General features: G+C 55.6%; 29 protein-coding genes and 4 tRNA genes. All 33 read left to right on the top strand.

The window, feature by feature from the left end:
• Positions 1 to 26 precede the first annotated feature (26 nt).
• The 33 genes from C4K40_RS28325 to rpsN all read left to right on the top strand — a co-directional run bounded on the left by C4K40_RS28325 (position 27) and on the right by rpsN (position 25,515).
• Positions 27 to 473: a hypothetical protein gene (locus tag C4K40_RS28325; RefSeq protein WP_053138938.1), complete on the top strand. Its 447-nt coding sequence runs from the start codon at positions 27 to 29 to the stop codon at positions 471 to 473.
• Positions 474 to 615: 142 nt separating this feature from the next.
• Positions 616 to 700, top strand: a tRNA-Tyr gene (locus C4K40_RS28320).
• A gap of 24 nt (positions 701 to 724) precedes the next feature.
• Positions 725 to 798 (top strand) — tRNA-Gly (locus C4K40_RS28315).
• A gap of 26 nt (positions 799 to 824) precedes the next feature.
• A tRNA-Thr gene (locus C4K40_RS28310) sits at positions 825 to 900 on the top strand.
• An 84-nt stretch (positions 901 to 984) separates the two neighbouring features.
• Positions 985 to 2,178: an elongation factor Tu gene (gene tuf, locus C4K40_RS28305; protein ID WP_011063776.1), complete on the top strand. Its 1,194-nt coding sequence runs from the start codon at positions 985 to 987 to the stop codon at positions 2,176 to 2,178.
• Between the two features lie 54 nt (positions 2,179 to 2,232).
• Positions 2,233 to 2,308, top strand: a tRNA-Trp gene (locus C4K40_RS28300).
• Positions 2,309 to 2,353: 45 nt separating this feature from the next.
• On the top strand, positions 2,354 to 2,722 hold the full coding sequence (gene secE, locus C4K40_RS28295) for a preprotein translocase subunit SecE (RefSeq protein ID WP_053138903.1): 369 nt from the start codon (positions 2,354 to 2,356) through the stop codon (positions 2,720 to 2,722).
• 9 nt (positions 2,723 to 2,731) lie between these two features.
• A complete protein-coding gene (gene nusG / locus C4K40_RS28290) occupies positions 2,732 to 3,265 on the top strand; it encodes a transcription termination/antitermination protein NusG (protein WP_002555501.1) in 534 nt (177 codons plus the stop codon).
• 118 nt (positions 3,266 to 3,383) lie between these two features.
• Positions 3,384 to 3,815, top strand: coding sequence for a 50S ribosomal protein L11 (gene rplK / locus C4K40_RS28285; RefSeq protein ID WP_003176435.1), 432 nt, complete (start codon positions 3,384 to 3,386; stop codon positions 3,813 to 3,815).
• Positions 3,815 to 4,510 carry a 50S ribosomal protein L1 gene (gene rplA / locus C4K40_RS28280; RefSeq protein ID WP_053138906.1) on the top strand — a complete coding sequence of 232 codons (696 nt, stop codon included), beginning with the start codon at positions 3,815 to 3,817 and terminating at the stop codon, positions 4,508 to 4,510. Before rplK ends, rplA begins: the two co-directional genes overlap by 1 nt.
• A gap of 198 nt (positions 4,511 to 4,708) precedes the next feature.
• Positions 4,709 to 5,209, top strand: a complete 501-nt coding sequence (rplJ, locus tag C4K40_RS28275; RefSeq protein WP_053138910.1) for a 50S ribosomal protein L10 — start codon at positions 4,709 to 4,711, stop codon at positions 5,207 to 5,209.
• Positions 5,210 to 5,289: 80 nt separating this feature from the next.
• Positions 5,290 to 5,655, top strand: coding sequence for a 50S ribosomal protein L7/L12 (rplL, locus tag C4K40_RS28270; protein ID WP_053138913.1), 366 nt, complete (start codon positions 5,290 to 5,292; stop codon positions 5,653 to 5,655).
• A gap of 221 nt (positions 5,656 to 5,876) precedes the next feature.
• Positions 5,877 to 9,950, top strand: coding sequence for a DNA-directed RNA polymerase subunit beta (rpoB, locus tag C4K40_RS28265; protein WP_053138916.1), 4,074 nt, complete (start codon positions 5,877 to 5,879; stop codon positions 9,948 to 9,950).
• A gap of 64 nt (positions 9,951 to 10,014) precedes the next feature.
• A complete protein-coding gene (gene rpoC, locus C4K40_RS28260) occupies positions 10,015 to 14,214 on the top strand; it encodes a DNA-directed RNA polymerase subunit beta' (protein ID WP_053138919.1) in 4,200 nt (1,399 codons plus the stop codon).
• Positions 14,215 to 14,415: 201 nt separating this feature from the next.
• Positions 14,416 to 14,787: a 30S ribosomal protein S12 gene (gene rpsL / locus C4K40_RS28255; RefSeq protein WP_003186084.1), complete on the top strand. Its 372-nt coding sequence runs from the start codon at positions 14,416 to 14,418 to the stop codon at positions 14,785 to 14,787.
• A gap of 112 nt (positions 14,788 to 14,899) precedes the next feature.
• Positions 14,900 to 15,370, top strand: coding sequence for a 30S ribosomal protein S7 (rpsG, locus tag C4K40_RS28250; RefSeq protein WP_007925959.1), 471 nt, complete (start codon positions 14,900 to 14,902; stop codon positions 15,368 to 15,370).
• Positions 15,371 to 15,400: 30 nt separating this feature from the next.
• Positions 15,401 to 17,548: an elongation factor G gene (gene fusA / locus C4K40_RS28245; RefSeq protein WP_053138922.1), complete on the top strand. Its 2,148-nt coding sequence runs from the start codon at positions 15,401 to 15,403 to the stop codon at positions 17,546 to 17,548.
• 34 nt (positions 17,549 to 17,582) lie between these two features.
• Positions 17,583 to 18,776 carry an elongation factor Tu gene (gene tuf, locus C4K40_RS28240; protein WP_011063776.1) on the top strand — a complete coding sequence of 398 codons (1,194 nt, stop codon included), beginning with the start codon at positions 17,583 to 17,585 and terminating at the stop codon, positions 18,774 to 18,776.
• Positions 18,777 to 18,916: 140 nt separating this feature from the next.
• The gene (rpsJ, locus tag C4K40_RS28235; protein WP_003186070.1) at positions 18,917 to 19,228 is read left to right on the top strand and encodes a 30S ribosomal protein S10; all 312 of its coding nucleotides are present in this window, start codon (positions 18,917 to 18,919) and stop codon (positions 19,226 to 19,228) included.
• An 80-nt stretch (positions 19,229 to 19,308) separates the two neighbouring features.
• Positions 19,309 to 19,944, top strand: a complete 636-nt coding sequence (gene rplC, locus C4K40_RS28230; protein WP_022641381.1) for a 50S ribosomal protein L3 — start codon at positions 19,309 to 19,311, stop codon at positions 19,942 to 19,944.
• Between the two features lie 12 nt (positions 19,945 to 19,956).
• Complete coding sequence (gene rplD, locus C4K40_RS28225) at positions 19,957 to 20,559, top strand: 50S ribosomal protein L4 (RefSeq protein ID WP_068577550.1); 603 nt, start codon at positions 19,957 to 19,959, stop codon at positions 20,557 to 20,559.
• Positions 20,556 to 20,855 carry a 50S ribosomal protein L23 gene (gene rplW, locus C4K40_RS28220; RefSeq protein ID WP_002555488.1) on the top strand — a complete coding sequence of 100 codons (300 nt, stop codon included), beginning with the start codon at positions 20,556 to 20,558 and terminating at the stop codon, positions 20,853 to 20,855. The genes rplD and rplW overlap by 4 nt, the downstream gene beginning before the upstream one ends.
• Before the next feature lie 14 nt (positions 20,856 to 20,869).
• The gene (gene rplB / locus C4K40_RS28215) at positions 20,870 to 21,694 is read left to right on the top strand and encodes a 50S ribosomal protein L2 (RefSeq protein ID WP_083456946.1); all 825 of its coding nucleotides are present in this window, start codon (positions 20,870 to 20,872) and stop codon (positions 21,692 to 21,694) included.
• A 16-nt stretch (positions 21,695 to 21,710) separates the two neighbouring features.
• Entirely contained in the window at positions 21,711 to 21,986 is a 276-nt protein-coding gene (gene rpsS / locus C4K40_RS28210) for a 30S ribosomal protein S19 (RefSeq protein WP_002555486.1), read from the top strand.
• 13 nt (positions 21,987 to 21,999) lie between these two features.
• Entirely contained in the window at positions 22,000 to 22,332 is a 333-nt protein-coding gene (gene rplV / locus C4K40_RS28205) for a 50S ribosomal protein L22 (protein ID WP_003304070.1), read from the top strand.
• Positions 22,333 to 22,345: 13 nt separating this feature from the next.
• Positions 22,346 to 23,032, top strand: coding sequence for a 30S ribosomal protein S3 (gene rpsC, locus C4K40_RS28200; RefSeq protein WP_007924192.1), 687 nt, complete (start codon positions 22,346 to 22,348; stop codon positions 23,030 to 23,032).
• 12 nt (positions 23,033 to 23,044) lie between these two features.
• Entirely contained in the window at positions 23,045 to 23,458 is a 414-nt protein-coding gene (gene rplP / locus C4K40_RS28195) for a 50S ribosomal protein L16 (RefSeq protein ID WP_003228729.1), read from the top strand.
• Positions 23,458 to 23,649: a 50S ribosomal protein L29 gene (gene rpmC / locus C4K40_RS28190; protein ID WP_002555481.1), complete on the top strand. Its 192-nt coding sequence runs from the start codon at positions 23,458 to 23,460 to the stop codon at positions 23,647 to 23,649. The genes rplP and rpmC overlap by 1 nt, the downstream gene beginning before the upstream one ends.
• Before the next feature lie 2 nt (positions 23,650 to 23,651).
• Positions 23,652 to 23,918: a 30S ribosomal protein S17 gene (rpsQ, locus tag C4K40_RS28185; RefSeq protein WP_003194644.1), complete on the top strand. Its 267-nt coding sequence runs from the start codon at positions 23,652 to 23,654 to the stop codon at positions 23,916 to 23,918.
• Positions 23,919 to 23,941: 23 nt separating this feature from the next.
• Complete coding sequence (gene rplN / locus C4K40_RS28180; RefSeq protein ID WP_002555479.1) at positions 23,942 to 24,310, top strand: 50S ribosomal protein L14; 369 nt, start codon at positions 23,942 to 23,944, stop codon at positions 24,308 to 24,310.
• A gap of 11 nt (positions 24,311 to 24,321) precedes the next feature.
• On the top strand, positions 24,322 to 24,636 hold the full coding sequence (gene rplX, locus C4K40_RS28175; RefSeq protein ID WP_010443924.1) for a 50S ribosomal protein L24: 315 nt from the start codon (positions 24,322 to 24,324) through the stop codon (positions 24,634 to 24,636).
• Positions 24,637 to 24,656: 20 nt separating this feature from the next.
• Positions 24,657 to 25,196: a 50S ribosomal protein L5 gene (rplE, locus tag C4K40_RS28170; RefSeq protein WP_022641376.1), complete on the top strand. Its 540-nt coding sequence runs from the start codon at positions 24,657 to 24,659 to the stop codon at positions 25,194 to 25,196.
• A 13-nt stretch (positions 25,197 to 25,209) separates the two neighbouring features.
• Positions 25,210 to 25,515 carry a 30S ribosomal protein S14 gene (gene rpsN, locus C4K40_RS28165; RefSeq protein WP_022641375.1) on the top strand — a complete coding sequence of 102 codons (306 nt, stop codon included), beginning with the start codon at positions 25,210 to 25,212 and terminating at the stop codon, positions 25,513 to 25,515.
• Positions 25,516 to 25,690 lie beyond the last annotated feature (175 nt).

Genomic DNA, 25,690 nt, shown 5'->3' with positions numbered 1-25,690 from the left:
GCCTTGCTCCTTCTCCTGAGGTTTTTATGCGCTGGCTGTTTCTTTTGTTGTTGGTCCTCAATGGCTTTTACTACATCTGGCATCAGCAGGAAGCGCCGCTTCGTGCAAAAGAAGTCATGCCTTTGTCGTTGTATCGGGGTGACCAGCAGGATATCCGTTTGCTGAGCGAGTCTGCAGAATCGGTGGAGAGACGGGATAGAGGAAAAGGAGCGCAGGTTGATGCGGGGTGCCTCTATCTTGGTGGTTTTGTTCGTCGAGAGCCTGCTTTATCTCTTGAGCAGCGCCTGGTAGGTTTTGGGGTGGAGGCTCGCCTGCAGTCTTTGAGTATTGCTACAGCGCCGGGCTTCTGGTTGCGCATTGCCCCTGAAAGCAAGCATTTACTGGATGATTCCCAGCTCCAGAACCTTGCTAAGGAATTCAATGAGTTAAAACATAAAATAATGCCCTGCGAGGGGGTTGCAACTGTCGAATAGGTTGCATAGAATGGCGCCCGCTCCGCAGCGAAGACCTCTAGAGGTTAAAGCAGCAGGGCAGCGTCAATGCAGCTAACCTCAAGATTTAATTGAGAAAATGCTTGACAGAAGGGTGGCATGATGTAGAATGTCGCCTCGCTTAGGAGGGGTTCCCGAGCGGCCAAAGGGATCAGACTGTAAATCTGACGTCTACGACTTCGAAGGTTCGAATCCTTCCCCCTCCACCAGATTTAGCGAGAGCTGCAGGCTCCGCGGGTATAGTTTAGTGGTAGAACCTCAGCCTTCCAAGCTGATGATGCGGGTTCGATTCCCGCTACCCGCTCCAAGTTTGCAGGTTTTGCAAGGTGTTACGCTCTTGTAGCTCAGTTGGTAGAGCACACCCTTGGTAAGGGTGAGGTCAGCGGTTCAAATCCGCTCAAGAGCTCCATATAACAAGGCAGATATGAAAATATCTGCCTTTGTTTTAATGGCTTGGGTGACTTGCTTAATTCTTCTCCTAGGGGTGACTTCGATGGCTAAGGAAAAGTTCGAACGTAATAAGCCGCACGTTAACGTGGGTACTATCGGTCACGTTGACCACGGTAAAACCACTTTGACCGCTGCTCTGACTCGCGTTTGCTCCGAAGTTTTCGGTTCGGCTCGTGTTGACTTCGACAAGATCGACAGCGCTCCAGAAGAAAAAGCTCGTGGTATCACCATCAACACTGCGCACGTAGAGTACGATTCGAACATTCGTCACTACGCGCACGTTGACTGCCCGGGTCACGCCGACTACGTAAAAAACATGATCACTGGTGCTGCCCAGATGGACGGCGCGATCCTGGTTTGCTCGGCTGCCGATGGTCCGATGCCACAAACTCGTGAGCACATCCTGCTGTCCCGCCAGGTAGGCGTTCCGTACATCGTTGTCTTCCTGAACAAGGCTGACATGGTTGACGACGCTGAGCTGCTGGAACTGGTTGAGATGGAAGTGCGCGATCTGCTGAGCACTTACGACTTCCCAGGTGATGACACTCCGATCATCATCGGTTCGGCTCTGATGGCTCTGAACGGCCAAGACGACAACGAAATGGGTACCACCGCTGTTAAGCGTCTGGTAGAAACTCTGGACACCTACATCCCAGAGCCAGAGCGTGCTATCGACAAGCCGTTCCTGATGCCAATCGAAGACGTGTTCTCGATCTCCGGTCGTGGCACCGTGGTAACTGGCCGTGTTGAGCGTGGCATCGTTCGCATCCAGGAAGAAGTTGAGATCGTGGGTCTGCGCGATACTCAGAAAACTACCTGCACCGGCGTTGAAATGTTCCGCAAGCTGCTGGACGAAGGTCGTGCTGGTGAGAACTGCGGCGTTCTGCTGCGTGGCACTAAGCGTGACGACGTTGAGCGTGGCCAGGTTCTGGTTAAGCCGGGTACCGTTAAGCCGCACACCAAGTTCACTGCTGAAGTTTACGTTCTGAGCAAAGAAGAAGGCGGCCGTCATACTCCGTTCTTCAAAGGCTATCGTCCACAGTTCTACTTCCGTACTACTGACGTGACCGGTAACTGCGAACTGCCAGAAGGCGTTGAAATGGTAATGCCAGGTGACAACATCCAGATGACTGTCACTCTGATCAAAACCATCGCGATGGAAGATGGTCTGCGTTTCGCTATCCGTGAAGGCGGTCGTACCGTCGGCGCTGGCGTCGTAGCCAAAGTCATCGAGTAAGTTCTTGCAAAGTCCCCGTCAGGCCGATATAATGGTCGGCCTGATTTTGTTTTTAGGTCAGTAGCTCAATTGGCAGAGCGACGGTCTCCAAAACCGTAGGTTGGGGGTTCGATTCCCTCCTGACCTGCCAGATTCACTCAATGTGTCTGGCTTTCTTTTCACAGGATCTTCATAGATGACTCCTAAGGCTGAAGCTCAAGGTTCTCGCTTCGATCTGCTGAAGTGGCTCGTTGTTGTCGCTTTGGTGGTCGTTGGTGTTGTTGGTAATCAGTATTATTCTGGTCTGCCGATCCTGTACCGCGTCCTGGCGCTGCTTGTTATTGCTGCTGTTGCTGCCTTCGTGGGTCTGCAAACTGCAAAAGGCAAGTCGTTCTTTGTCCTGGTTAAAGAAGCTCGCACTGAGATTCGTAAAGTCGTATGGCCAACCCGTCAAGAAACCACTCAGACCACGCTGATTGTCGTGGCTGTAGTTTTGGTTATGGCGTTGCTGTTGTGGGGGCTTGACTCCCTTCTGGGTTGGATCGTTTCCTTGATTGTTGGCTAAGGGTGTCCCGTGGCTAAGCGTTGGTACGTTGTGCATGCTTACTCGGGTTACGAGAAGCATGTAATGCGCTCGCTGATCGAGCGTGTGAAGCTGGCTGGCATGGAAGATGGCTTCGGCGAAATTCTGGTCCCCACTGAAGAAGTGGTTGAGATGCGCAACGGCCAGAAGCGCAAGAGTGAGCGTAAATTCTTCCCTGGTTATGTGCTTGTCCAGATGGATATGAATGAGGGTACTTGGCACTTGGTCAAGGATACTCCTCGTGTAATGGGCTTTATTGGTGGTACCGCTGACAAGCCGGCGCCGATCACTGATAAGGAAGCGGAAGCAATTCTGCGTCGTGTCGCTGATGGTAGCGACAAGCCCAAACCTAAGACCCTGTTTGAGCCAGGTGAGGTGGTCCGGGTTACTGACGGTCCGTTCGCTGATTTCAATGGCACGGTCGAAGAGGTTAACTACGAAAAGAGCCGGATCCAAGTGGCTGTGCTCATTTTCGGTCGCTCTACTCCGGTAGAGTTGGAGTTCAGTCAGGTCGAAAAGGCATAACTGAACGAGAATCCCATACCCCGCAGCCCTAGGCTGTGGGGTTTTGTCGTCACTGGGATAAACGCGCAAGTAACCGGGGAGCCTTTTTAGGCGTCTGAACCCGTAATTGGAGTGCCTCATGGCTAAGAAGATTACTGCTTACATCAAGCTGCAAGTTAAGGCCGCTCAGGCCAACCCAAGCCCGCCCGTTGGTCCAGCTCTGGGTCAGCACGGCGTGAACATCATGGAATTCTGCAAGGCCTTCAACGCCCGTACTCAGGGTCTTGAGCCAGGTCTGCCGACTCCAGTGATCATCACTGTGTACAGTGACCGTAGCTTCACTTTCGAAACCAAGAGCACCCCCGCTTCGGTTCTGCTGAAGAAGGCTGCTGGTTTGACTAGCGGTTCCGCTCGTCCGAATACCGTTAAGGTTGGCACTGTTACCCGTGCTCAGCTGGAAGAGATCGCGAAAACCAAAAACGCTGATCTGACCGCAGCTGATATGGATGCAGCCGTGCGTACTATCGCCGGTTCTGCTCGTAGCATGGGCCTTAACGTGGAGGGTGTGTAATGGCTAAGCTGACCAAGCGCCAAAAGGCTATCGCCGGCAAGATTGAAGCAGGCAAAGCCTACAATTTCGTAGATGCCGCCGCTCTCCTGACCGAACTGTCGACCGTTAAGTTCAACGAGTCCGTAGACGTAGCTGTGAACCTGGGCGTAGACCCACGTAAGTCTGACCAGGTTGTTCGCAGCGCTACTGTGCTGCCACACGGCACTGGCAAGACCGTTCGTGTTGCTGTGTTTACCCAGGGTCCAGCTGCTGAAGCCGCTCTGGCTGCCGGTGCTGACCGTGTAGGTATGGATGAACTGGCTGCCGAAATGAAAGGCGGCGACCTGAACTACGACGTGGTTATCGCTTCTCCGGACGCGATGCGCGTTGTGGGTCAGCTGGGTCAGGTTCTGGGTCCTCGTGGTCTGATGCCTAACCCGAAAGTAGGTACCGTGACTCCAGACGTCGCTTCGGCTGTTAAAAACGCCAAGGCTGGTCAGGTTCGCTATCGTACCGACAAGAACGGCATTATCCACACCTCCGTTGGCAAGGTCGGCTTCGACGCCGTCAAGCTGAAGGAGAACGTTGAAGCTCTGATCGCTGATCTGAAGCGTATCAAGCCGGCTTCTTCGAAAGGTATCTACGTGAAGCGCGTTACCCTGAGCACCACTATGGGCCCAGGCCTGGTCATCGACCAAAGCTCGCTGGACGTATAAATACGAACTGGCGCGAGCGATTGCGTCAGTTGAAAAAATTGGGGTCCCTGCCTGGCGGGGGCTATCCAAGACCGTAGGCGACGCAAGTCTTAAACCACAAGCCTACGCAGATGGTGCTCCCGGTTCCTTACCGAATCAGACACCAAAACGACATCCAGCCCAGGTTGGATGAAACGGTAACAAGCAGGAGTTAAACCCGTGGCAATTAAACTCGAAGACAAGAAGGCCATCGTCGCTGAAGTCAACGAGGCTGCCAAAGTTGCCCTGTCCGCTGTTGTGGCTGATGCCCGTGGTGTGACAGTAGGCGCTATGACCGGACTCCGTAAAGAGGCCCGCGAAGCTGGTGTTTATGTACGCGTTGTACGTAACACCCTGCTGAAGCGCGCTGTTGAAGGCACTCAATATGACGTGCTCAACGACGCGTTCGTCGGCCCTACCCTGATTGCATTCTCCAAGGAACATCCGGGCGCTGCTGCTCGTATTTTCAAAGAGTTCGCAAAGGGTCAGGAAAAGTTCGAGATCAAGGCAGCTGCGTTCGAGGGCAAGTACCTCGCAGCAAACGAGATCGACGTGTTGGCTTCGCTGCCAACTCGCGACGAGGCTATTGCGAAGCTGATGAGCGTGATCCAAGGCGCTACCAGCAAGCTGGCTCGTACTCTGGCGGCTATTCGCGACCAGAAAGAAGCTGCTGCAGCCTAAGGCTCCGCAAGCTCTTTCTAAATCATACGTTTAATTTGATAGCTGCGTAGGCTGTCACCCCAATACAGGAATCTATAGTCATGTCTCTGACTAACGAGCAAATCATCGAAGCAATCGGCCAGAAAACCGTTCTGGAAGTTGTTGAGCTGATCAAAGCGATGGAAGAAACCTTCGGCGTTACCGCTGCTGTTGCCGCTGCTGGCCCAGCTGCTGCCGCTGCTGTTGTTGAAGAGCAAACCGAGTTCAACGTTATCCTGGCTGACGCTGGCGATAAGAAAGTGAACGTGATCAAGGCTGTACGTGAACTGACCGGTCTGGGCCTGAAAGAAGCCAAGGCTGTAGTTGACGGCGCTCCTGGCATGGTTCTGGAAGGCGTTGCTAAAGAAGCCGCTGACAAAGCCAAAGCAGCTCTGGAAGAAGCAGGCGCTAAAGTCGAGCTCAAGTAAGCATCGACTTTGTGTCTCCAGCCCGAGCGTTGAGCGAACGGCTGATGGCTGGTGGCTTTTGCCACCGGCCTTTTTCCGTTATTGGCTACCGACTGGGTCGGTGCCTTTAACGTGCTGTAACCCACCCTGTGCGGTGGCGCAAACCAAAGGGTTTGCACGATTTTCTGGCTGCCCCCGTCGGGGTCAGCCGAATAAGCAGGTGACCAAGCTGGGGAACGCTGATGGCTTACTCATACACTGAGAAAAAACGTATCCGCAAGGACTTTAGCAAGTTGCCGGACGTCATGGATGTGCCTTACCTCCTGGCCATCCAGCTGGATTCGTATCGTGAATTCTTGCAAGCGGGAGCGACTAAAGATCAGTTCCGCGACGTGGGCCTGCATGCGGCCTTCAAATCCGTTTTCCCGATCATCAGCTACTCCGGCAATGCTGCGTTGGAGTATGTCGGTTATCGTCTGGGCGAGCCGGCATTTGATGTCAAAGAATGCGTGTTGCGTGGTGTAACTTACGCCGTACCTTTGCGGGTAAAAGTTCGTCTGATCATTTTCGACAAAGAATCGTCGAACAAAGCGATCAAGGACATCAAAGAGCAAGAAGTCTACATGGGTGAAATTCCCCTGATGACTGAGAACGGTACCTTCGTTATCAACGGTACCGAGCGTGTGATCGTTTCCCAGTTGCACCGTTCCCCTGGCGTGTTCTTCGACCACGACCGTGGCAAGACGCACAGCTCCGGTAAACTGCTGTACTCCGCGCGAATCATTCCTTACCGCGGTTCGTGGTTGGACTTCGAGTTCGACCCGAAAGACTGCGTGTTCGTACGTATCGACCGTCGTCGCAAGCTGCCTGCCTCGGTACTGCTGCGTGCGCTGGGCTACACCACTGAAGAAGTGCTGGACGCGTTCTACACCACTAACGTATTCCACGTGAAAGGCGAGAGCCTGAGCCTGGAGCTGGTGCCTCAGCGCCTGCGTGGTGAAGTAGCGGTTCTGGATATCCAGGACGACAAAGGCAAGGTTATTGTCGAGCAAGGTCGTCGTATCACCGCTCGTCATATCAACCAGCTGGAAAAAGCCGGTATCAAGGAACTCGACGTGCCTCTGGACTACGTCCTGGGCCGTACCACCGCCAAGGCCATCGTGCATCCGGCAACCGGTGAGATCCTGGCAGAGTGCAACACCGAGCTGAACACCGAGCTGCTGGCAAAGATTGCCAAGGCTCAGGTCGTTCGCATCGAGACCCTGTACACCAACGATATCGACTGTGGTCCGTTCATTTCCGACACGTTGAAGATCGACTCCACCGGCAACCAACTGGAAGCACTGGTCGAGATCTATCGCATGATGCGTCCTGGTGAGCCGCCGACCAAGGACGCCGCCGAGACTCTGTTCAACAACCTGTTCTTCAGCCCAGAGCGCTATGACCTCTCCGCCGTTGGCCGGATGAAGTTCAACCGTCGTATCGGTCGTACCGAAATCGAAGGTTCGGGCGTGCTGTGCAAGGAAGACATCGTTGCTGTTCTGAAGACCCTGGTCGACATCCGTAACGGTAAAGGCATCGTCGACGACATCGACCACCTGGGTAACCGTCGTGTGCGTTGCGTAGGCGAGATGGCCGAGAACCAGTTCCGCGTAGGTCTGGTGCGTGTTGAGCGCGCGGTCAAGGAACGTCTGTCGATGGCTGAAAGCGAAGGCCTGATGCCGCAGGACCTGATCAATGCCAAGCCTGTGGCTGCGGCTGTGAAGGAGTTCTTCGGTTCCAGCCAGCTGTCGCAGTTCATGGACCAGAATAACCCGCTGTCGGAGATCACCCACAAGCGCCGTGTTTCTGCACTCGGCCCAGGCGGTCTGACCCGTGAGCGTGCAGGCTTCGAAGTCCGTGACGTACACCCGACCCACTACGGTCGTGTATGCCCGATCGAAACGCCTGAAGGTCCGAACATCGGTCTGATCAACTCCCTGGCAGCCTATGCCCGCACCAACCAGTACGGCTTCCTGGAAAGCCCGTATCGCGTGGTGAAGGAAGGTCTGGTAACCGACGAGATCGTGTTCCTGTCCGCCATTGAAGAGGCCGATCATGTGATCGCCCAGGCTTCGGCGACCATGAACGAAAAAGGCCAGCTGATCGATGAGCTGGTAGCTGTTCGTCACCTGAACGAATTCACCGTCAAGGCGCCGGAAGACGTCACCCTGATGGACGTTTCGCCTAAGCAGGTAGTTTCGGTCGCAGCATCGCTGATTCCGTTCCTGGAGCACGACGACGCCAACCGTGCATTGATGGGTTCCAACATGCAGCGTCAGGCTGTGCCAACCCTGCGTGCCGACAAGCCGCTGGTAGGTACCGGCATGGAGCGCAACGTTGCCCGTGACTCCGGCGTTTGCGTGGTTGCTCGCCGCGGTGGCGTGATCGACTCGGTTGATGCCAGCCGTATCGTCGTTCGCGTAGCTGATGACGAGGTCGAAACTGGTGAAGCTGGTGTGGATATCTACAACCTCACCAAGTACACCCGCTCGAACCAGAACACTTGCATCAACCAGCGTCCGCTGGTGAGCAAGGGTGACAAGGTCCAGCGTGGCGACATCATGGCTGACGGTCCGTCCACCGACATGGGTGAACTGGCGCTGGGTCAGAACATGCGCATCGCGTTCATGGCATGGAACGGCTTCAACTTCGAAGACTCCATCTGCCTCTCCGAGCGCGTGGTTCAAGAAGACCGCTTCACCACGATCCACATCCAGGAACTGACCTGCGTGGCGCGTGACACCAAGCTTGGCCCAGAGGAAATCACCGCGGACATCCCGAACGTGGGTGAGGCTGCGCTGAACAAGCTGGACGAGGCTGGTATCGTTTATGTGGGTGCTGAAGTCGGCGCCGGCGACATCCTGGTTGGTAAGGTCACTCCGAAAGGCGAGACCCAGCTGACTCCGGAAGAGAAGCTGCTGCGTGCGATCTTCGGTGAAAAGGCCAGCGACGTTAAAGACACCTCCCTGCGCGTACCTACCGGTACCAAAGGTACTGTCATCGACGTTCAGGTCTTCACTCGTGACGGCGTCGAGCGTGACTCGCGTGCCCTGTCGATCGAGAAGAGCCAGCTGGACGAGATCCGCAAGGATCTGAACGAAGAGTTCCGCATCGTAGAAGGCGCGACCTTCGAACGTTTGCGTGCCGCCCTGGTCGGCCATAAGGCCGAAGGTGGTGCAGGCCTGAAGAAGGGGCAGGACATCACTGACGAAGTGCTCGATGGTCTTGAGCGCGGCCAGTGGTTCAAGCTGCGCATGGCGGAAGATGCTCTGAACGAGCAGCTCGAGAAGGCCCAGGCCTACATCGTCGATCGCCGTCGCCTGCTGGACGACAAGTTCGAAGACAAGAAGCGTAAGCTGCAGCAAGGTGATGACCTGGCTCCGGGCGTGCTGAAAATCGTCAAGGTCTACCTGGCAATCCGTCGTCGTATCCAGCCTGGTGACAAGATGGCCGGTCGCCACGGTAACAAGGGTGTGGTCTCCGTGATCATGCCGGTCGAAGACATGCCGCACGACGCCAACGGTACTCCGGTCGATGTCGTACTGAACCCTCTGGGCGTACCTTCGCGTATGAACGTTGGTCAGATTCTCGAAACTCACCTTGGCCTGGCGGCCAAAGGTCTGGGCGAGAAGATCAACCGCATGGTCGAAGAACAGCGCAAGGTCGCAGAACTGCGTACTTTCCTGGACGAGATCTACAACCAGATCGGTGGTCGCAACGAAGACCTGGACAGCTTCTCCGACCAGGAGATCCTGGACCTGGCGAACAACCTGCGCGGCGGTGTGCCGATGGCCACTCCGGTGTTCGACGGTGCCAAGGAAAGCGAAATCAAGGCCATGCTGAAACTGGCGGACCTGCCAGAAAGCGGCCAGATGCAACTGACTGACGGCCGTACCGGCAACAAGTTCGAGCGTCCAGTTACCGTTGGCTACATGTACATGCTGAAACTGAACCACCTGGTAGACGACAAGATGCACGCTCGTTCTACTGGTTCGTACAGCCTGGTTACCCAGCAGCCGCTGGGTGGTAAGGCGCAGTTCGGTGGTCAGCGTTTCGGGGAGATGGAGGTCTGGGCACTGGAAGCATACGGTGCTGCGTACACTCTGCAAGAAATGCTCACAGTGAAGTCGGACGACGTGAACGGCCGTACCAAGATGTACAAGAACATCGTGGATGGCGATCACCGTATGGAGCCGGGCATGCCCGAGTCCTTCAACGTGTTGATCAAGGAAATTCGTTCCCTCGGCATCGATATCGATCTGGAAACCGAATAACACGTGACGCGAAGGGGAGTGGGGCAGGTATTGCCCGCTTCCTGCTCCGCCAGGAGGAAAGGCCTTGAAAGACCTACTGAATTTGCTGAAAAACCAGGGTCAAGTCGAAGAGTTCGACGCCATCCGTATTGGATTGGCCTCGCCTGAGATGATCCGTTCGTGGTCGTTCGGTGAAGTTAAAAAGCCGGAAACCATCAACTACCGTACGTTCAAACCTGAGCGCGACGGCCTGTTCTGCGCCAAGATCTTTGGTCCAGTGAAGGATTACGAGTGCCTGTGCGGTAAGTACAAGCGCTTGAAGCATCGTGGTGTGATCTGCGAGAAGTGCGGCGTTGAAGTCGCGCTGGCCAAGGTTCGTCGTGAGCGCATGGCGCACATCGAACTGGCTTCTCCAGTCGCCCACATCTGGTTCCTGAAGTCGCTGCCGTCCCGTATCGGCCTGCTGATGGACATGACCCTGCGTGATATCGAGCGCGTGCTCTACTTCGAGAGCTACGTCGTTATTGATCCGGGCATGACCACCCTGGAGAAGGGTCAGCTGCTGAACGACGAGCAGTACTTCGAGGCGTTGGAAGAGTTCGGTGATGACTTCGATGCCCGCATGGGTGCCGAAGCTGTCCGCGAACTGCTGCACGCTATCGACCTGGAGCACGAGATCGGCCGCCTGCGTGAAGAGATTCCGCAAACCAACTCGGAAACCAAGATCAAGAAGCTGTCCAAGCGCCTGAAGTTGATGGAAGCCTTCCAGGGCTCCGGCAACCTGCCTGAGTGGATGGTGCTGACCGTTCTGCCGGTTCTGCCGCCGGATCTGCGTCCACTGGTTCCGCTGGATGGCGGTCGCTTCGCTACTTCCGACCTCAACGATCTGTATCGTCGAGTGATCAACCGTAACAACCGTCTGAAGCGCCTGCTGGATCTGTCTGCGCCTGACATCATCGTGCGCAACGAAAAGCGCATGCTGCAGGAAGCGGTCGATGCACTGCTCGACAACGGTCGTCGCGGTCGCGCCATCACCGGTTCGAACAAGCGTCCTCTGAAATCCCTGGCCGACATGATCAAGGGTAAGCAAGGTCGTTTCCGTCAGAACTTGCTCGGTAAGCGTGTTGACTACTCCGGCCGTTCGGTAATTACCGTAGGTCCGACCCTGCGTCTGCACCAGTGCGGTCTGCCGAAGAAGATGGCTCTCGAGCTGTTCAAGCCGTTCATTTTCGGCAAGCTGGAAATGCGTGGTCTGGCGACCACCATCAAGGCCGCCAAGAAGATGGTCGAGCGTGAGCTGCCAGAGGTTTGGGACGTTCTCGCCGAAGTGATTCGCGAACACCCCGTACTGCTCAACCGTGCACCGACCCTTCACCGTCTGGGTATCCAGGCGTTTGAGCCCGTACTGATCGAAGGTAAGGCTATCCAGCTGCACCCTCTGGTTTGTGCGGCGTACAACGCCGACTTCGACGGTGACCAAATGGCCGTGCACGTACCGCTGACGCTGGAAGCCCAGCTGGAAGCGCGTGCGTTGATGATGTCGACCAACAACATCCTGTCGCCAGCCAACGGTGAGCCGATCATCGTTCCGTCGCAGGACGTGGTACTGGGTCTGTACTACATGACCCGTGAAGCGATCAACGCCAAGGGCGAAGGTCGTGTGTTCGCGGACCTGCAGGAAGTCGACCGCGTATTCCGCGCTGGCGAAGCTGCTCTGCATGCCAAGATCAAGGTTCGTATCAGCGAAACCGTCAATGATCGTGATGGCGGCAGCGTGAGCGCCACCCGTATCGTCGACACCACTGTCGGCCGTGCGCTGCTGTTCCAGGTTGTGCCGAAGGGTCTGTCGTTCGACGTCGTCAACCTGCCGATGAAGAAGAAGGCGATTTCCAAGCTGATCAACCAGTGCTACCGCGTGGTCGGTCTGAAAGAGACCGTGATCTTCGCTGACCAGTTGATGTATACCGGTTTTGCCTACTCGACCATTTCCGGCGTTTCCATCGGTGTTAACGACTTCGTTATCCCGGATGAAAAAGCCCGCATCATCGGTGCTGCCACCGACGAAGTGAAAGAGATCGAGAGCCAGTACGCCTCCGGCCTGGTAACCCAGGGTGAGAAGTACAACAAGGTGATCGACCTGTGGTCGAAGGCCAACGACGAAGTTTCCAAGGCGATGATGGCCAACCTCTCGAAGGAGAAGGTCGTCGACCGTAATGGCGATGAAGTCGAGCAAGAGTCGTTCAACTCGATGTACATGATGGCCGACTCGGGTGCGCGGGGTTCCGCGGCCCAGATCCGTCAGCTGGCCGGTATGCGTGGTCTGATGGCCAAGCCGGACGGCTCCATCATCGAGACGCCGATTACTGCGAACTTCCGTGAAGGTCTGAGCGTACTCCAGTACTTCATCTCGACCCACGGTGCTCGTAAAGGTCTGGCGGATACCGCATTGAAGACTGCGAACTCCGGTTACCTGACTCGTCGTCTGGTAGACGTGGCGCAAGACCTGGTGGTTACCGAGATCGATTGCGGTACCGAGCACGGCCTGCTGATGACTCCGCACATTGAAGGCGGTGACGTAGTAGAGCCTCTGGGTGAGCGCGTATTGGGTCGTGTTATCGCCCGTGATGTATTCAAGCCAGGCACCGAGGACGTTATCGTTCCTGCCGGTACCTTGGTAGACGAGAAGTGGGTCGAGTTCATCGAGCTCAACAGCATCGACGAAGTGGTTGTGCGTTCGCCGATCAGCTGTGAAACCCGCTATGGCATCTGCGCCAAGTGCTACGGCCGCGATCTGGCTCGTGGTCACCAGGTGAACATTGGTGAGGCTGTAGGTGTAATTGCCGCTCAGTCCATCGGTGAGCCGGGTACCCAGCTGACCATGCGTACGTTCCACATCGGTGGTGCGGCGAGCCGGACCTCGGCAGCCGACAGCGTCCAGGTGAAGAACGGCGGTACTGTGCGCCTGCATAACCTGAAGCACGTAGAGCGTGTCGACGGTCACCTGGTTGCCGTGTCTCGTTCTGGTGAGTTGGCGATTGCCGACGACTTCGGTCGCGAGCGCGAGCGCTACAAGCTGCCATACGGTGCCGTGATTTCGGTGAAGGAAGGCGACAAGGTCGACGCTGGTGCCATCGTGGCCAAGTGGGACCCGCACACCCACCCGATCGTTACCGAAATGAAAGGTACCGTGACCTACGTGGGCATGGAAGAAGGCATCACGATCAAGCGTCAGACCGACGAATTGACCGGTATGACCAACATCGAAGTGCTCGATGTCAAAGACCGTCCAGCTGCCGGTAAGGACATTCGTCCTGCCGTGAAGATGGTGGGTATGGATGGCAAGGATCTGCTGCTGCCAGGTACCGACGTACCGGCCCAGTACTTCCTGCCGGCTAACGCCCTGGTTGGTGTTGCCGACGGTGCCCAGATTGCGATCGGTGATGTTATCGCTCGTATTCCGCAGGAAACCTCGAAGACCCGTGACATCACCGGTGGTCTGCCGCGCGTTGCCGACTTGTTCGAGGCTCGTCGTCCGAAAGAGGCGTCGATCCTGGCGGAAGTCAGCGGTACCATCGCGTTTGGTAAGGAAACCAAGGGCAAGCGTCGCCTGGTCATCACCCCGAACGATGGTAGCGATCCATACGAGGAGCTGATTCCGAAGTGGCGTCACTTGAACGTCTTCGAAGGCGAACAAGTGAACCGCGGCGAAGTTATCTCCGACGGTCCAAGCGATCCACACGACATCCTGCGTCTGCTGGGTGTAAGTGCGCTGGCCAAGTACATCGTCAACGAGATCCAGGACGTTTACCGTCTGCAGGGCGTGAAGATCAACGACAAGCACATCGAGACGATCCTGCGTCAGATGCTGCGTAAGGTCGAGATCTCCGAGTCCGGTGATTCCAGCTTCATCAAGGGCGACCAGATGGAACTGACTCACGTGCTGGTGGAAAACGAGCGCCTGAGCACCGAAGACAAGTTCATCGCCAAGTTCACCCGCGTACTGCTGGGTATCACCAAGGCGTCCTTGTCTACCGAATCGTTCATCTCGGCGGCCTCTTTCCAAGAGACCACTCGCGTACTGACCGAAGCGGCGGTAACCGGCAAGCGCGACTACCTGCGCGGCCTGAAAGAAAACGTTGTCGTGGGTCGTCTGATCCCGGCTGGTACTGGCCTGGCTTACCACAACGAGCGTAAGCGTCGTCGTGATGCCGACAAACCTCTGCGTGTGAGCGCAAGTGAAGTCGAAGCAGCACTGACCGAAGCGCTGAACTCCAGCGGTAGCTGATGCCTGCAGTAGATTGAGACCGAGGCCCCGACCTTTCCGACTGAGAAACGAGACAAATATGTCGAGTTTCACTGATCGGGGAGGTCGGGGCCTTGTCTTGACTGGGGCCAAGATCCTCTTTAGACTCTTGTACCCCTAAAATTGGTAGAGCGTGTGCTTTGCCATTTTGTTTATGTCGAAAGACAACAGTGGAGCTAGTAGATGGCAACTATCAACCAGCTGGTACGTCAGCCGCGCAAGCGTATCGTCGAGAAATCCGACGTGCCTGCGCTGCAGAACTGCCCGCAACGTCGTGGCGTGTGCACTCGCGTGTACACCACTACGCCGAAAAAACCTAACTCGGCACTGCGTAAAGTATGCCGTGTGCGTCTGACCAACGGTTTCGAGGTTTCCTCGTACATCGGTGGTGAAGGCCACAACCTGCAAGAGCACAGCGTCGTCCTGATCCGTGGCGGCCGTGTAAAAGACTTGCCAGGTGTTCGTTACCACACCGTTCGCGGCTCCCTGGATACTTCCGGCGTTAAAGGTCGTAACCAAGGTCGTTCGAAGTACGGTACCAAGCGTCCGAAGTAATCGGTCGTTTTGCAGATTTTATTTATATTGAGTCGATAAGAGTAAGGTCGGGCACGTTTCCTTCTGGATCAACTGTCCCGAGCTAACCTGAAGACCGTTTGAGGGCTTATCAATGCCAAGACGTCGCGTAGCAGCCAAGCGTGAGATTCTGGACGATCCAAAATACGGAAGCCAGATCCTCGCCAAGTTCATGAACCACGTTATGGAGAGCGGCAAGAAAGCCGTTGCCGAGCGTATCGTTTATGGCGCGCTGGAAAAAGTTAAAGAACGCAAGAACAGCGATCCCCTGGAAATCTTCGAGAAAGCTCTCGACGCCATCGCTCCGCTGGTCGAAGTGAAGTCGCGCCGTGTAGGTGGTGCTACTTACCAGGTTCCGGTCGAAGTTCGTCCGTCCCGTCGTAACGCTCTGGCAATGCGCTGGTTGGTAGACTTCGCGCGCAAGCGCGGCGAGAAGTCTATGGCTCTGCGTTTGGCTGGCGAACTGCTGGACGCTGCCGAAGGCAAAGGTGCTGCAGTTAAGAAGCGTGAAGACGTACACCGTATGGCTGAAGCCAACAAGGCTTTCTCGCACTACCGCTTCTAATATCGGCATCATTCAATTTGCGAGGGCTTTATGGCTCGTACTACAGCAATCAACCGCTACCGTAACATCGGTATCTGTGCCCACGTTGACGCGGGCAAGACTACCACTACCGAGCGGATCCTGTTCTACACAGGTCTCAGCCATAAGATGGGTGAGGTGCATGACGGCGCTGCTACCACCGACTGGATGGTTCAGGAGCAGGAGCGTGGGATTACCATTACCTCCGCTGCTGTAACTACCTTCTGGAAAGGTTCGCGCGGTCAATACGATAACTATCGTGTAAACGTTATCGATACCCCTGGCCACGTAGACTTCACCATTGAAGTAGAGCGTTCTCTGCGTGTGCTTGACGGCGCGGTCGTGGTGTTCTGCGGTACTTCCGGTGTTGAGCCGCAGTCCGAAACCGTATGGCGTCAAGCCAACAAGTACGGCGTCCCACGTGTTGTTTACGTGAACAAGATGGACCGTGCTGGTGCCAACTTCCTGCGTGTTGTTGGTCAGATCAAGAACCGTCTGGGCCACACTCCGGTTCCGGTTCAGTTGGCTATCGGCTCGGAAGATAACTTCCAGGGTCAGGTCGACCTGATCAAGATGAAGGCTATCTACTGGAACGACGACGACAAGGGTACTACCTATCGCGAGGAAGAAATTCCTGCCGATATGCTGGACCTGGCTAACGAGTGGCGCTCCAACATGGTTGAAGCTGCTGCCGAAGCCAACGAAGAGCTGATGAACAAGTACCTTGAAGAAGGTGACTTGACTCCTGAGGAGATCAAGGCTGGTCTGCGTGCGCGCACCCTGGCTAGCGAGATCGTTCCAGCTGTCTGTGGTTCTTCGTTCAAGAACAAGGGTGTTCCCCTGGTTCTCGACGCCGTTATCGACTTCCTGCCTGCTCCAACCGAGATCCCTGCGATCAAGGGTATCCATCCGGACCTCATCGAGAAGCCGAAGGATGAGCTGGTAGAGGCGGATTACGACGAGCGTCATGCGGACGATGCTGAACCGTTCTCGGCTCTGGCGTTCAAGATCGCTACCGACCCGTTCGTTGGTACTCTGACTTTCGTGCGTGTTTACTCGGGCTTCCTGAGCTCGGGCGACTCCGTGATCAACTCGGTCAAGGGCAAGAAAGAGCGCGTTGGTCGTATGGTGCAAATGCACGCCAACCAGCGTGAAGAGATCAAGGAAGTACGTGCAGGCGATATCGCTGCTCTGATCGGCATGAAGGACGTCACCACTGGTGACACCCTGTGCGATATCGAGAAGCAGATCATCCTTGAGCGTATGGATTTCCCTGAGCCCGTGATTTCGGTAGCGGTAGAGCCGAAAACCAAGCAGGACCAGGAGAAGATGGGTATCGCACTGGGCAAGTTGGCTCAGGAAGACCCGTCGTTCCGTGTCAAGACCGACGAAGAGACCGGCCAGACCATCATCTCTGGTATGGGCGAGCTGCATCTGGACATCCTCGTTGACCGCATGAAGCGCGAGTTCAACGTCGAAGCCAACATCGGCAAACCGCAGGTTTCGTACCGCGAGAAGATCAGCAAGAGCAACGTTGAGATCGAAGGCAAGTTCGTTCGCCAGTCTGGCGGTCGCGGCCAGTTCGGTCATTGCTGGATCCGTTTCTCGGAGCCGGACGTCGATGCGAACGGCAACATTACCGAAGGCCTGGTCTTCACCAACGAAGTCGTTGGTGGTGTGGTTCCTAAGGAATACATCCCGGCTATCCAGAAGGGTATCGAAGAGCAGATGAAGAACGGCGTCGTTGCCGGCTATCCGCTGATCGGCCTGAAGGCTACCGTGTTTGATGGTTCCTACCACGACGTCGACTCCAACGAGATGGCGTTCAAGGTAGCGGCCTCCATGGCGACCAAGCAGCTGGCCCAGAAGGGCGGCGGTGTTGTGCTTGAGCCGATCATGAAGGTTGAAGTAGTAACCCCAGAGGACTACATGGGTGACGTGATGGGTGACCTGAACCGTCGTCGTGGTCTGATCCAGGGTATGGATGACTCGGTGTCCGGCAAGGTTATCCGCGCCGAAGTGCCGCTGGGTGAGATGTTCGGTTATGCAACCGACGTTCGTTCCATGTCTCAGGGTCGCGCGAGCTACTCCATGGAATTCTCCAAATACGCCGAAGCTCCGTCGAACATCGTCGAAGCTCTCGTTAAAAAACAAGGCTGATTCAGCCTCCCCTTTAGGCTAGGAGTTAATAGTCGTGGCTAAAGAAAAATTTGAACGTAACAAACCGCACGTCAACGTTGGCACCATCGGTCACGTTGACCACGGTAAAACCACTCTGACCGCTGCTCTGACTCGCGTTTGCTCCGAAGTTTTCGGTTCGGCTCGTGTTGACTTCGACAAGATCGACAGCGCTCCAGAAGAAAAAGCTCGTGGTATCACCATCAACACTGCGCACGTAGAGTACGATTCGAACATTCGTCACTACGCGCACGTTGACTGCCCGGGTCACGCCGACTACGTAAAAAACATGATCACTGGTGCTGCCCAGATGGACGGCGCGATCCTGGTTTGCTCGGCTGCCGATGGTCCGATGCCACAAACTCGTGAGCACATCCTGCTGTCCCGCCAGGTAGGCGTTCCGTACATCGTTGTCTTCCTGAACAAGGCTGACATGGTTGACGACGCTGAGCTGCTGGAACTGGTTGAGATGGAAGTGCGCGATCTGCTGAGCACTTACGACTTCCCAGGTGATGACACTCCGATCATCATCGGTTCGGCTCTGATGGCTCTGAACGGCCAAGACGACAACGAAATGGGTACCACCGCTGTTAAGCGTCTGGTAGAAACTCTGGACACCTACATCCCAGAGCCAGAGCGTGCTATCGACAAGCCGTTCCTGATGCCAATCGAAGACGTGTTCTCGATCTCCGGTCGTGGCACCGTGGTAACTGGCCGTGTTGAGCGTGGCATCGTTCGCATCCAGGAAGAAGTTGAGATCGTGGGTCTGCGCGATACTCAGAAAACTACCTGCACCGGCGTTGAAATGTTCCGCAAGCTGCTGGACGAAGGTCGTGCTGGTGAGAACTGCGGCGTTCTGCTGCGTGGCACTAAGCGTGACGACGTTGAGCGTGGCCAGGTTCTGGTTAAGCCGGGTACCGTTAAGCCGCACACCAAGTTCACTGCTGAAGTTTACGTTCTGAGCAAAGAAGAAGGCGGCCGTCATACTCCGTTCTTCAAAGGCTATCGTCCACAGTTCTACTTCCGTACTACTGACGTGACCGGTAACTGCGAACTGCCAGAAGGCGTTGAAATGGTAATGCCAGGTGACAACATCCAGATGACTGTCACTCTGATCAAAACCATCGCGATGGAAGATGGTCTGCGTTTCGCTATCCGTGAAGGCGGTCGTACCGTCGGCGCTGGCGTCGTAGCCAAAGTCATCGAGTAATCGACGACTCATGAAAAAGCCCCCGCTTGCGGGGGCTTTTTTATTGGGTTGACACTCTGTGGGGCCGTCTATAGAATTGCGCCTCCTTTTAACGGGCGTATTGCGCCCGGTGGGAATAGCAGCCTGGAGTCTGAAATCCAATGCAAAATCAGCAAATCCGTATCAGGTTGAAGGCTTTCGACCATCGCCTGATCGACCAATCCACCCAGGAAATCGTGGAAACCGCGAAACGTACTGGTGCTCAAGTGCGTGGTCCAATTCCACTGCCTACTCGTAAAGAGCGGTTCACCGTTCTGGTCTCCCCGCACGTCAACAAAGACGCGCGTGACCAGTACGAGATCCGTACTCATAAGCGCGTGCTGGACATCGTTCAGCCAACGGATAAAACCGTTGATGCACTTATGAAGCTTGATCTTGCGGCAGGTGTGGAAGTGCAGATCAGCCTCGGCTAAGACTCGGTCTTGGTCGTGTAACGCTCTGAAATGGGCGGCCATAGCGGGTGAAAGCCCCGTACACTCATGAGGTTTACAACATGACTATTGGTGTAGTCGGTCGTAAGTGCGGTATGACCCGCATTTTCACCGAAGAAGGTGTCTCCATTCCGGTCACGGTCATCGAGATCGAACCGAATCGTGTCACCCAGTTCAAAACTGAAGAAACCGATGGCTATCGTGCAGTGCAAGTCACTGTAGGTGAGCGTCGTGCTTCGCGCGTGACTGCCGCTCAGGCAGGTCACTTCGCTAAAGCAAATGTTGCTGCTGGTCGTGGCGTTTGGGAATTCCGTCTTGAAGAAGGCGAGTACCAAGCTGGCGATCTGATCAGCGCAGAAATCTTCGCAGCTGGCCAACTGGTAGATGTTACCGGTCAGTCGAAAGGTAAAGGCTTCGCCGGTACCATCAAGCGTTGGAATTTCCGCGGTCAAGATAACACCCACGGTAACTCCGTTTCCCACCGCGTCCCGGGCTCTATTGGCCAGTGCCAGACTCCTGGTCGTGTATTCAAGGGCAAGAAAATGTCCGGTCATATGGGCGCTGAGCGCGTGACCGTGCAGTCCCTCGAAGTAGTGCGCGTCGACGCTGAACGCAATCTGTTGTTGGTCAAGGGCGCTGTTCCTGGCGCTACTGGCGGCAACCTGGTTGTGCGTCCGGCGGCCAAGGCTCGCGGTTAAGGGGAAGCTGACATGCAATTAAATGTAAATGACGCTCAAGCGATCGAAGTTTCCGAACTGACATTTGGCGGCGAATTCAACGAGACGCTGGTTCACCAAGCAGTCGTGGCCTACATGGCTGGCGGCCGTCAGGGTAGCAAGCAGCAAAAGACCCGTTCCGACGTTTCTGGTGGCGGTAAGCGCCCATGGCGTCAGAAAGGTACTGGCCGTGCTCGTGCTGGTACTATCCGCAGCCCAATCTGGCGCGGCGGCGGCACCACTTTCGCAGCTCGTCCTCAAGATCACTCCCAGAAGCTGAACAAGAAGATGTATCGCGCAGCAATGCGTTCCATCCTTGCTGAGCTGGTGCGCACTGATCGTCTGGTCGTGGTTCAGGATTTCGCTGTCGAAACTCCGAAAACCAAAGATCTGCTGGGTAAGCTGAACGGCATGAGTCTGACCGACGTTCTGATCGTGTCTGACGCTGTTGATCAGAACCTGTACCTGGCTGCTCGTAACCTGCCTCACGTTGATGTTCGTGATGTGCAAGGTTCCGATCCAGTTAGTCTGATCGCATACGACAAAGTGTTGATCACTGTGTCGGCCGTGAAGAAATTCGAGGAGCTGCTGGGATGAACCAGGAACGCGTATTTAAAGTTCTGCTTGGCCCGCATGTTTCCGAGAAGGCTACGGTTCTGGCAGACAAGAAAGGCCAGTTCGTTTTCAAGGTTGCTACCGATGCAACCAAGCTGGAAATCAAGAAGGCCGTCGAAAGCCTGTTCAGCGTGAAAGTGGAGCGCGTTACTACCCTGAACGTTCTGGGTAAGAGCAAGCGTACCGCACGTGGTCTGGGCAAGCGTAATGACTGGAAGAAGGCAGTTATCTCCCTTCAGCCAGGCCAAGATCTCGATTTCAGCAGCAGTGCTGAGTAAGGAAGGGGCGCATCATGGCAATCGTTAAATGCAAACCGACTTCCCCTGGCCGCCGTTTTGTGGTCAAGGTGGTCAACCAGGAGCTGCATAAAGGCGCTCCTCACGCACCGCTGATCGAGAAAAAATCGAAGTCTGGTGGTCGTAACAACAATGGCCGTATCACTACTCGTCACGTTGGTGGTGGTCATAAGCAGCATTATCGTCTGGTCGACTTCCGTCGCAACGACAAGGATGGCATCGCTGCCACCGTCGAGCGTATCGAATACGATCCAAACCGTACTGCTCACATCGCTCTGCTGTGCTACGCCGATGGCGAGCGTCGCTACATCATCGCCCCTAAAGGCGTGAGTGCTGGCGACCAGCTGATCGCAGGTGCCCTGGCACCGATCAAGCCGGGCAACTCTCTGCAGCTGCGTAACATTCCAGTTGGTAGCACCGTACACGGCATCGAACTGAAGCCAGGTAAAGGCGCGCAAATCGCTCGTTCGGCTGGTGCTTCGGCTCAGCTGGTCGCTCGTGAGGGTGTCTACGTGACCCTGCGTCTGCGTTCTGGTGAGATGCGTAAAGTGCTGGCTGAATGCCGCGCGACCCTGGGCGAAGTCTCGAACTCCGAGCATAGCCTGCGTTCGCTGGGTAAAGCTGGTGCCAAACGCTGGCGTGGCGTTCGCCCAACCGTTCGTGGTGTTGCCATGAACCCGGTTGACCACCCACATGGTGGTGGTGAAGGTCGTACCTCCGGTGGTCGTCATCCGGTATCGCCATGGGGCTTCCCGACTAAGGGCGCGAAGACTCGTGGTAATAAGCGTACCGACAAAATGATCGTCCGTCGTCGCAAGTAAATAGAGGGATACGACAGTGCCACGTTCTCTGAAAAAAGGTCCTTTTATTGATCTTCACCTACTGAAGAAGATCGAAGTGGCGGCGGAAAAGAACGATCGCAAACCAGTTAAGACCTGGTCGCGCCGTTCCATGATCCTGCCACAAATGGTCGGTCTGACCATTGCTGTGCATAACGGTCGTCAGCATGTTCCAGTTCTCGTGAACGAAGACATGGTCGGCCACAAACTGGGCGAGTTCGCCGGTACCCGTACATATCGCGGGCACGTGGCTGACAAGAAAGCCAAGCGTTAAGGGGTAAGGAACGATGGAAGTAGCCGCTAAGCTGTCGGGCGCTCGAATCTCCGCCCAGAAAGCCCGCTTGGTCGCCGACCAGATCCGCGGGAAGAAGGTGGGCGACGCGCTCAACCTGTTGGCTTTCAGCAGTAAGAAAGCCGCCGAGATCATGAAGAAAGTGCTGGAGTCGGCCGTAGCCAACGCCGAGCATAACGAAGGCGCAGACGTTGATGACCTGAAGGTCTCCACCGTTTTCGTCAACGAAGGGCGTTCGCTGAAGCGCATCATGCCACGTGCCAAAGGCCGTGCTGATCGCATCGTCAAGCGGTCTTGCCATATCACTGTCAAGGTTGCTGACAAGTAACGGAGTCGAAGAGATGGGTCAGAAAGTACATCCCATTGGCATTCGCCTGGGAATCGTCAAGGAGCACACCTCCGTCTGGTACGCAGACGGTCGGACTTATGCGGACTATTTGCTCGCAGATCTGAATGTGCGTGAGTATCTCCAAGACAAACTAAAAAGCGCGTCCGTAAGCCGTATCGATATCCATCGTCCGGCTCAAACTGCACGCATCACCATCCACACCGCTCGTCCCGGCATCGTGATTGGCAAGAAAGGTGAAGATGTTGAAAAACTGCGTCAGGACCTGACCAAGCAAATGGGTGTGCCTGTGCACATCAATATCGAAGAGATCCGCAAGCCGGAACTCGACGGTATGCTGGTTGCGCAGAGCGTAGCTCAGCAGCTGGAGCGTCGCGTAATGTTCCGTCGTGCCATGAAGCGCGCCGTACAGAACGCCATGCGCATTGGTGCCAAAGGCATCAAAATCCAAGTGAGCGGTCGTCTCGGCGGTGCTGAAATCGCACGTACTGAATGGTATCGCGAAGGTCGTGTGCCACTGCACACCCTCCGTGCCGATATCGACTATGCCACCTACGAAGCTCACACCACCTACGGTGTGATCGGTGTGAAGGTTTGGATCTTCAAAGGCGAAGTAATTGGTGGTCGCCAAGAAGAGCTGAAGCCGCAAGCGCCAGCGCCTCGTAAAAAAGCTGCTAAGTAAGGGGTACGCCAAATGTTGCAACCAAAGCGTACGAAGTTCCGCAAGCAGATGACCGGCCACAACCGTGGTCTGGCACTGCGCGGTAGCAAGGTCAGCTTCGGCGAGTTCGCGCTGAAGTCTGTTGCTCGTGGTCGTCTCACCGCTCGTCAGATCGAGTCGGCACGTCGTGCCCTGACCCGTCACGTAAAACGTGGCGGCAAGATCTGGATCCGTGTATTCCCGGACAAGCCTATTTCCAAGAAGCCACTCGAAGTTCGGATGGGTAAAGGTAAGGGTAACGTCGAATACTGGGTTGCCCAGATTCAGCCAGGCAAAGTCCTGTATGAAATCGAGGGTGTTTCTGAAGAGCTGGCGCGTGAGGCTTTCGCCCTGGCTGCTGCAAAGCTGCCTCTCGCCACCTCCTTTGTTAAGCGGACGGTGATGTGATGAAAGCGAATGAACTTCGTGAAAAATCCGCACAGCAGCTGAACGAGCAACTGCTCGGCCTGCTGCGCGACCAGTTCAATCTGCGCATGCAGAAAGCAACTGGCCAGTTGGGGCAGTCTCATCTGCTCTCGCAAGTTAAGCGTGACATCGCTCGCGTGAAGACTGTGCTCAACCAGCAGGCAGGTAAGTAATCATGGCTGAAGCCGAAAAAACTGTCCGTACGCTGACTGGCCGTGTTGTCAGCGACAAGATGGACAAGACCATCACCGTTCTGATCGAGCGTCGCGTTAAGCACCCTATCTACGGTAAATACGTTAAGCGTTCGACTAAGCTGCACGCGCACGACGAAACCAACCAGTGCCACATCGGCGACAAGGTCACTATCCGTGAGACCCGTCCGATGGCCAAGACCAAGTCCTGGGCCCTGGTTGATGTTCTCGAACGCGCTGTGGAAGTCTAAGGGCTAGGGGTCGGAGAAATTATATGATTCAGACTCAATCCATGCTCGATGTGGCCGATAACAGCGGCGCTCGCCGCGTTATGTGCATCAAGGTGCTGGGTGGCTCCCATCGTCGTTACGCTGGTATCGGTGACATCATCAAGGTTACCGTCAAGGAAGCAATTCCTCGCGGTAAGGTGAAAAAAGGCCAAGTGATGACTGCTGTCGTAGTCCGCACTCGTCACGGCGTTCGCCGTGCAGATGGCTCGATCATCCGCTTTGATGGCAACGCTGCTGTTCTGCTGAACAACAAGCAAGAGCCGATCGGCACCCGTATCTTTGGGCCAGTGACCCGTGAACTTCGTACTGAGAAGTTCATGAAGATCGTCTCGCTCGCCCCAGAAGTGCTGTAAGGAGATCCGACATGCAAAAGATTCGTCGTGACGACGAGATCATCGTGATCGCCGGCAAAGACAAAGGTAAGCGCGGTAAGGTGCTTAAGGTTCTGGCTGACGACCGTCTGGTCGTAGGTGGCCTGAACCTGGTCAAGCGTCATACCAAGCCTAACCCGATGTCGGGCGTACAAGGCGGTATCGTCGAGAAAGAAGCGCCACTGCACGCTTCCAACGTTGCTATTTTCAACAGCGAAACCAACAAGGCTGACCGCGTTGGCTTCAAAGTAGAAGACGGCAAGAAAATTCGTGTCTTCAAGTCGACCCAAAAAGCGGTTGATGCTTGAACACTGCTAGGTAGAAGACCATGGCACGACTCCAAGAGATTTACCGGAAGGAAATCGCCCCGAAGCTTAAGGAAGAACTTAAGCTTTCGAACGTGATGGAAGTTCCGCGCGTTACCAAGATCACCCTGAACATGGGTCTGGGCGAAGCGATCGGCGACAAAAAAGTCATCGAGCACGCTGTTGCTGACCTGGAAAAGATCACCGGCCAGAAAGTCGTTGTGACTCACGCTCGTAAATCCATCGCTGGCTTCAAAGTCCGCGAAGGATGGCCGATCGGCGTCAAAGTGACCCTGCGCCGCGAGCGTATGTACGAGTTCCTGGATCGTCTGCTGTCGATCTCCCTGCCTCGGGTTCGCGACTTCCGCGGCCTGAATGCCAAGTCCTTCGATGGTCGTGGCAACTACAGCATGGGCGTGAAAGAGCAGATCATTTTCCCGGAAATCGATTACGACAAGATCGATGCTCTCCGCGGTCTGGACATTACCCTGACCACCACTGCCAAGAACGATGATGAAGGCCGCGCTCTGCTGCGTGCTTTCAAATTCCCGTTCCGCAACTGATTGGAGTAGGAAAATGGCCAAGAAGAGCATGAAGAACCGTGAGCTGAAGCGTCAGCTCACCGTTGCCAAGTACGCCGCCAAGCGTGCAGCGCTGAAAGCGATCATCGTGGATCTGAACGCAAGTCCAGAAGCCCGTTGGGAAGCTACCGTAGCTCTGCAGAAGCAACCACGTGACGCAAGCGCTTCGCGCATGCGTAACCGTTGCCGCCTGACCGGTCGTCCGCATGGCGTTTACCGCAAGTTCGGCCTGGGCCGTAACAAGCTGCGTGAAGCCGCAATGCGTGGTGACGTTCCAGGTCTGGTAAAAGCCAGCTGGTAATGGCGACAGGCTCATGGTGATAGGGGTGAAAAATCCCGATCACCGGTGAGTTCGAGCATGAATCAAGCCCCTTTTGGGGCTTGATTCATTTCTGGGGTGTGTCTAGAATGACCGGCTCGCCTGAGCCCGTGTTTTTTGCCCGGGCTTCTTTGGCGAAAGCTGTAGCCGCAAGGCT

The sequence above is a fragment of the Pseudomonas sp. CMR5c genome (assembly GCF_003850545.1).
In the GTDB taxonomy this organism is placed as follows: domain Bacteria; phylum Pseudomonadota; class Gammaproteobacteria; order Pseudomonadales; family Pseudomonadaceae; genus Aquipseudomonas; species Aquipseudomonas piscis.
This window is presented reverse-complemented; position numbering and strand designations above follow the sequence as displayed.

What these genes read in the sequence shown, in the direction of transcription:
- C4K40_RS28325 (WP_053138938.1), top strand. Translation starts at nt 27, where the DNA reads ATGCGCTGGCTGTTTCTTTTGTTGTTGGTCCTCAATGGCTTTTACTAC.
- tuf (WP_011063776.1), top strand. Translation starts at nt 985, where the DNA reads ATGGCTAAGGAAAAGTTCGAACGTAATAAGCCGCACGTTAACGTGGGT.
- secE (WP_053138903.1), top strand. Translation starts at nt 2,354, where the DNA reads ATGACTCCTAAGGCTGAAGCTCAAGGTTCTCGCTTCGATCTGCTGAAG.
- rplK (WP_003176435.1), top strand. Translation starts at nt 3,384, where the DNA reads ATGGCTAAGAAGATTACTGCTTACATCAAGCTGCAAGTTAAGGCCGCT.
- rplA (WP_053138906.1), top strand. Translation starts at nt 3,815, where the DNA reads ATGGCTAAGCTGACCAAGCGCCAAAAGGCTATCGCCGGCAAGATTGAA.
- rplL (WP_053138913.1), top strand. Translation starts at nt 5,290, where the DNA reads ATGTCTCTGACTAACGAGCAAATCATCGAAGCAATCGGCCAGAAAACC.
- rpoB (WP_053138916.1), top strand. Translation starts at nt 5,877, where the DNA reads ATGGCTTACTCATACACTGAGAAAAAACGTATCCGCAAGGACTTTAGC.
- rpsL (WP_003186084.1), top strand. Translation starts at nt 14,416, where the DNA reads ATGGCAACTATCAACCAGCTGGTACGTCAGCCGCGCAAGCGTATCGTC.
- rpsG (WP_007925959.1), top strand. Translation starts at nt 14,900, where the DNA reads ATGCCAAGACGTCGCGTAGCAGCCAAGCGTGAGATTCTGGACGATCCA.
- fusA (WP_053138922.1), top strand. Translation starts at nt 15,401, where the DNA reads ATGGCTCGTACTACAGCAATCAACCGCTACCGTAACATCGGTATCTGT.
- rpsJ (WP_003186070.1), top strand. Translation starts at nt 18,917, where the DNA reads ATGCAAAATCAGCAAATCCGTATCAGGTTGAAGGCTTTCGACCATCGC.
- rplC (WP_022641381.1), top strand. Translation starts at nt 19,309, where the DNA reads ATGACTATTGGTGTAGTCGGTCGTAAGTGCGGTATGACCCGCATTTTC.
- rplD (WP_068577550.1), top strand. Translation starts at nt 19,957, where the DNA reads ATGCAATTAAATGTAAATGACGCTCAAGCGATCGAAGTTTCCGAACTG.
- rplW (WP_002555488.1), top strand. Translation starts at nt 20,556, where the DNA reads ATGAACCAGGAACGCGTATTTAAAGTTCTGCTTGGCCCGCATGTTTCC.
- rplB (WP_083456946.1), top strand. Translation starts at nt 20,870, where the DNA reads ATGGCAATCGTTAAATGCAAACCGACTTCCCCTGGCCGCCGTTTTGTG.
- rplV (WP_003304070.1), top strand. Translation starts at nt 22,000, where the DNA reads ATGGAAGTAGCCGCTAAGCTGTCGGGCGCTCGAATCTCCGCCCAGAAA.
- rpsC (WP_007924192.1), top strand. Translation starts at nt 22,346, where the DNA reads ATGGGTCAGAAAGTACATCCCATTGGCATTCGCCTGGGAATCGTCAAG.
- rplP (WP_003228729.1), top strand. Translation starts at nt 23,045, where the DNA reads ATGTTGCAACCAAAGCGTACGAAGTTCCGCAAGCAGATGACCGGCCAC.
- rpmC (WP_002555481.1), top strand. Translation starts at nt 23,458, where the DNA reads ATGAAAGCGAATGAACTTCGTGAAAAATCCGCACAGCAGCTGAACGAG.
- rpsQ (WP_003194644.1), top strand. Translation starts at nt 23,652, where the DNA reads ATGGCTGAAGCCGAAAAAACTGTCCGTACGCTGACTGGCCGTGTTGTC.
- rplN (WP_002555479.1), top strand. Translation starts at nt 23,942, where the DNA reads ATGATTCAGACTCAATCCATGCTCGATGTGGCCGATAACAGCGGCGCT.
- rplX (WP_010443924.1), top strand. Translation starts at nt 24,322, where the DNA reads ATGCAAAAGATTCGTCGTGACGACGAGATCATCGTGATCGCCGGCAAA.
- rplE (WP_022641376.1), top strand. Translation starts at nt 24,657, where the DNA reads ATGGCACGACTCCAAGAGATTTACCGGAAGGAAATCGCCCCGAAGCTT.
- rpsN (WP_022641375.1), top strand. Translation starts at nt 25,210, where the DNA reads ATGGCCAAGAAGAGCATGAAGAACCGTGAGCTGAAGCGTCAGCTCACC.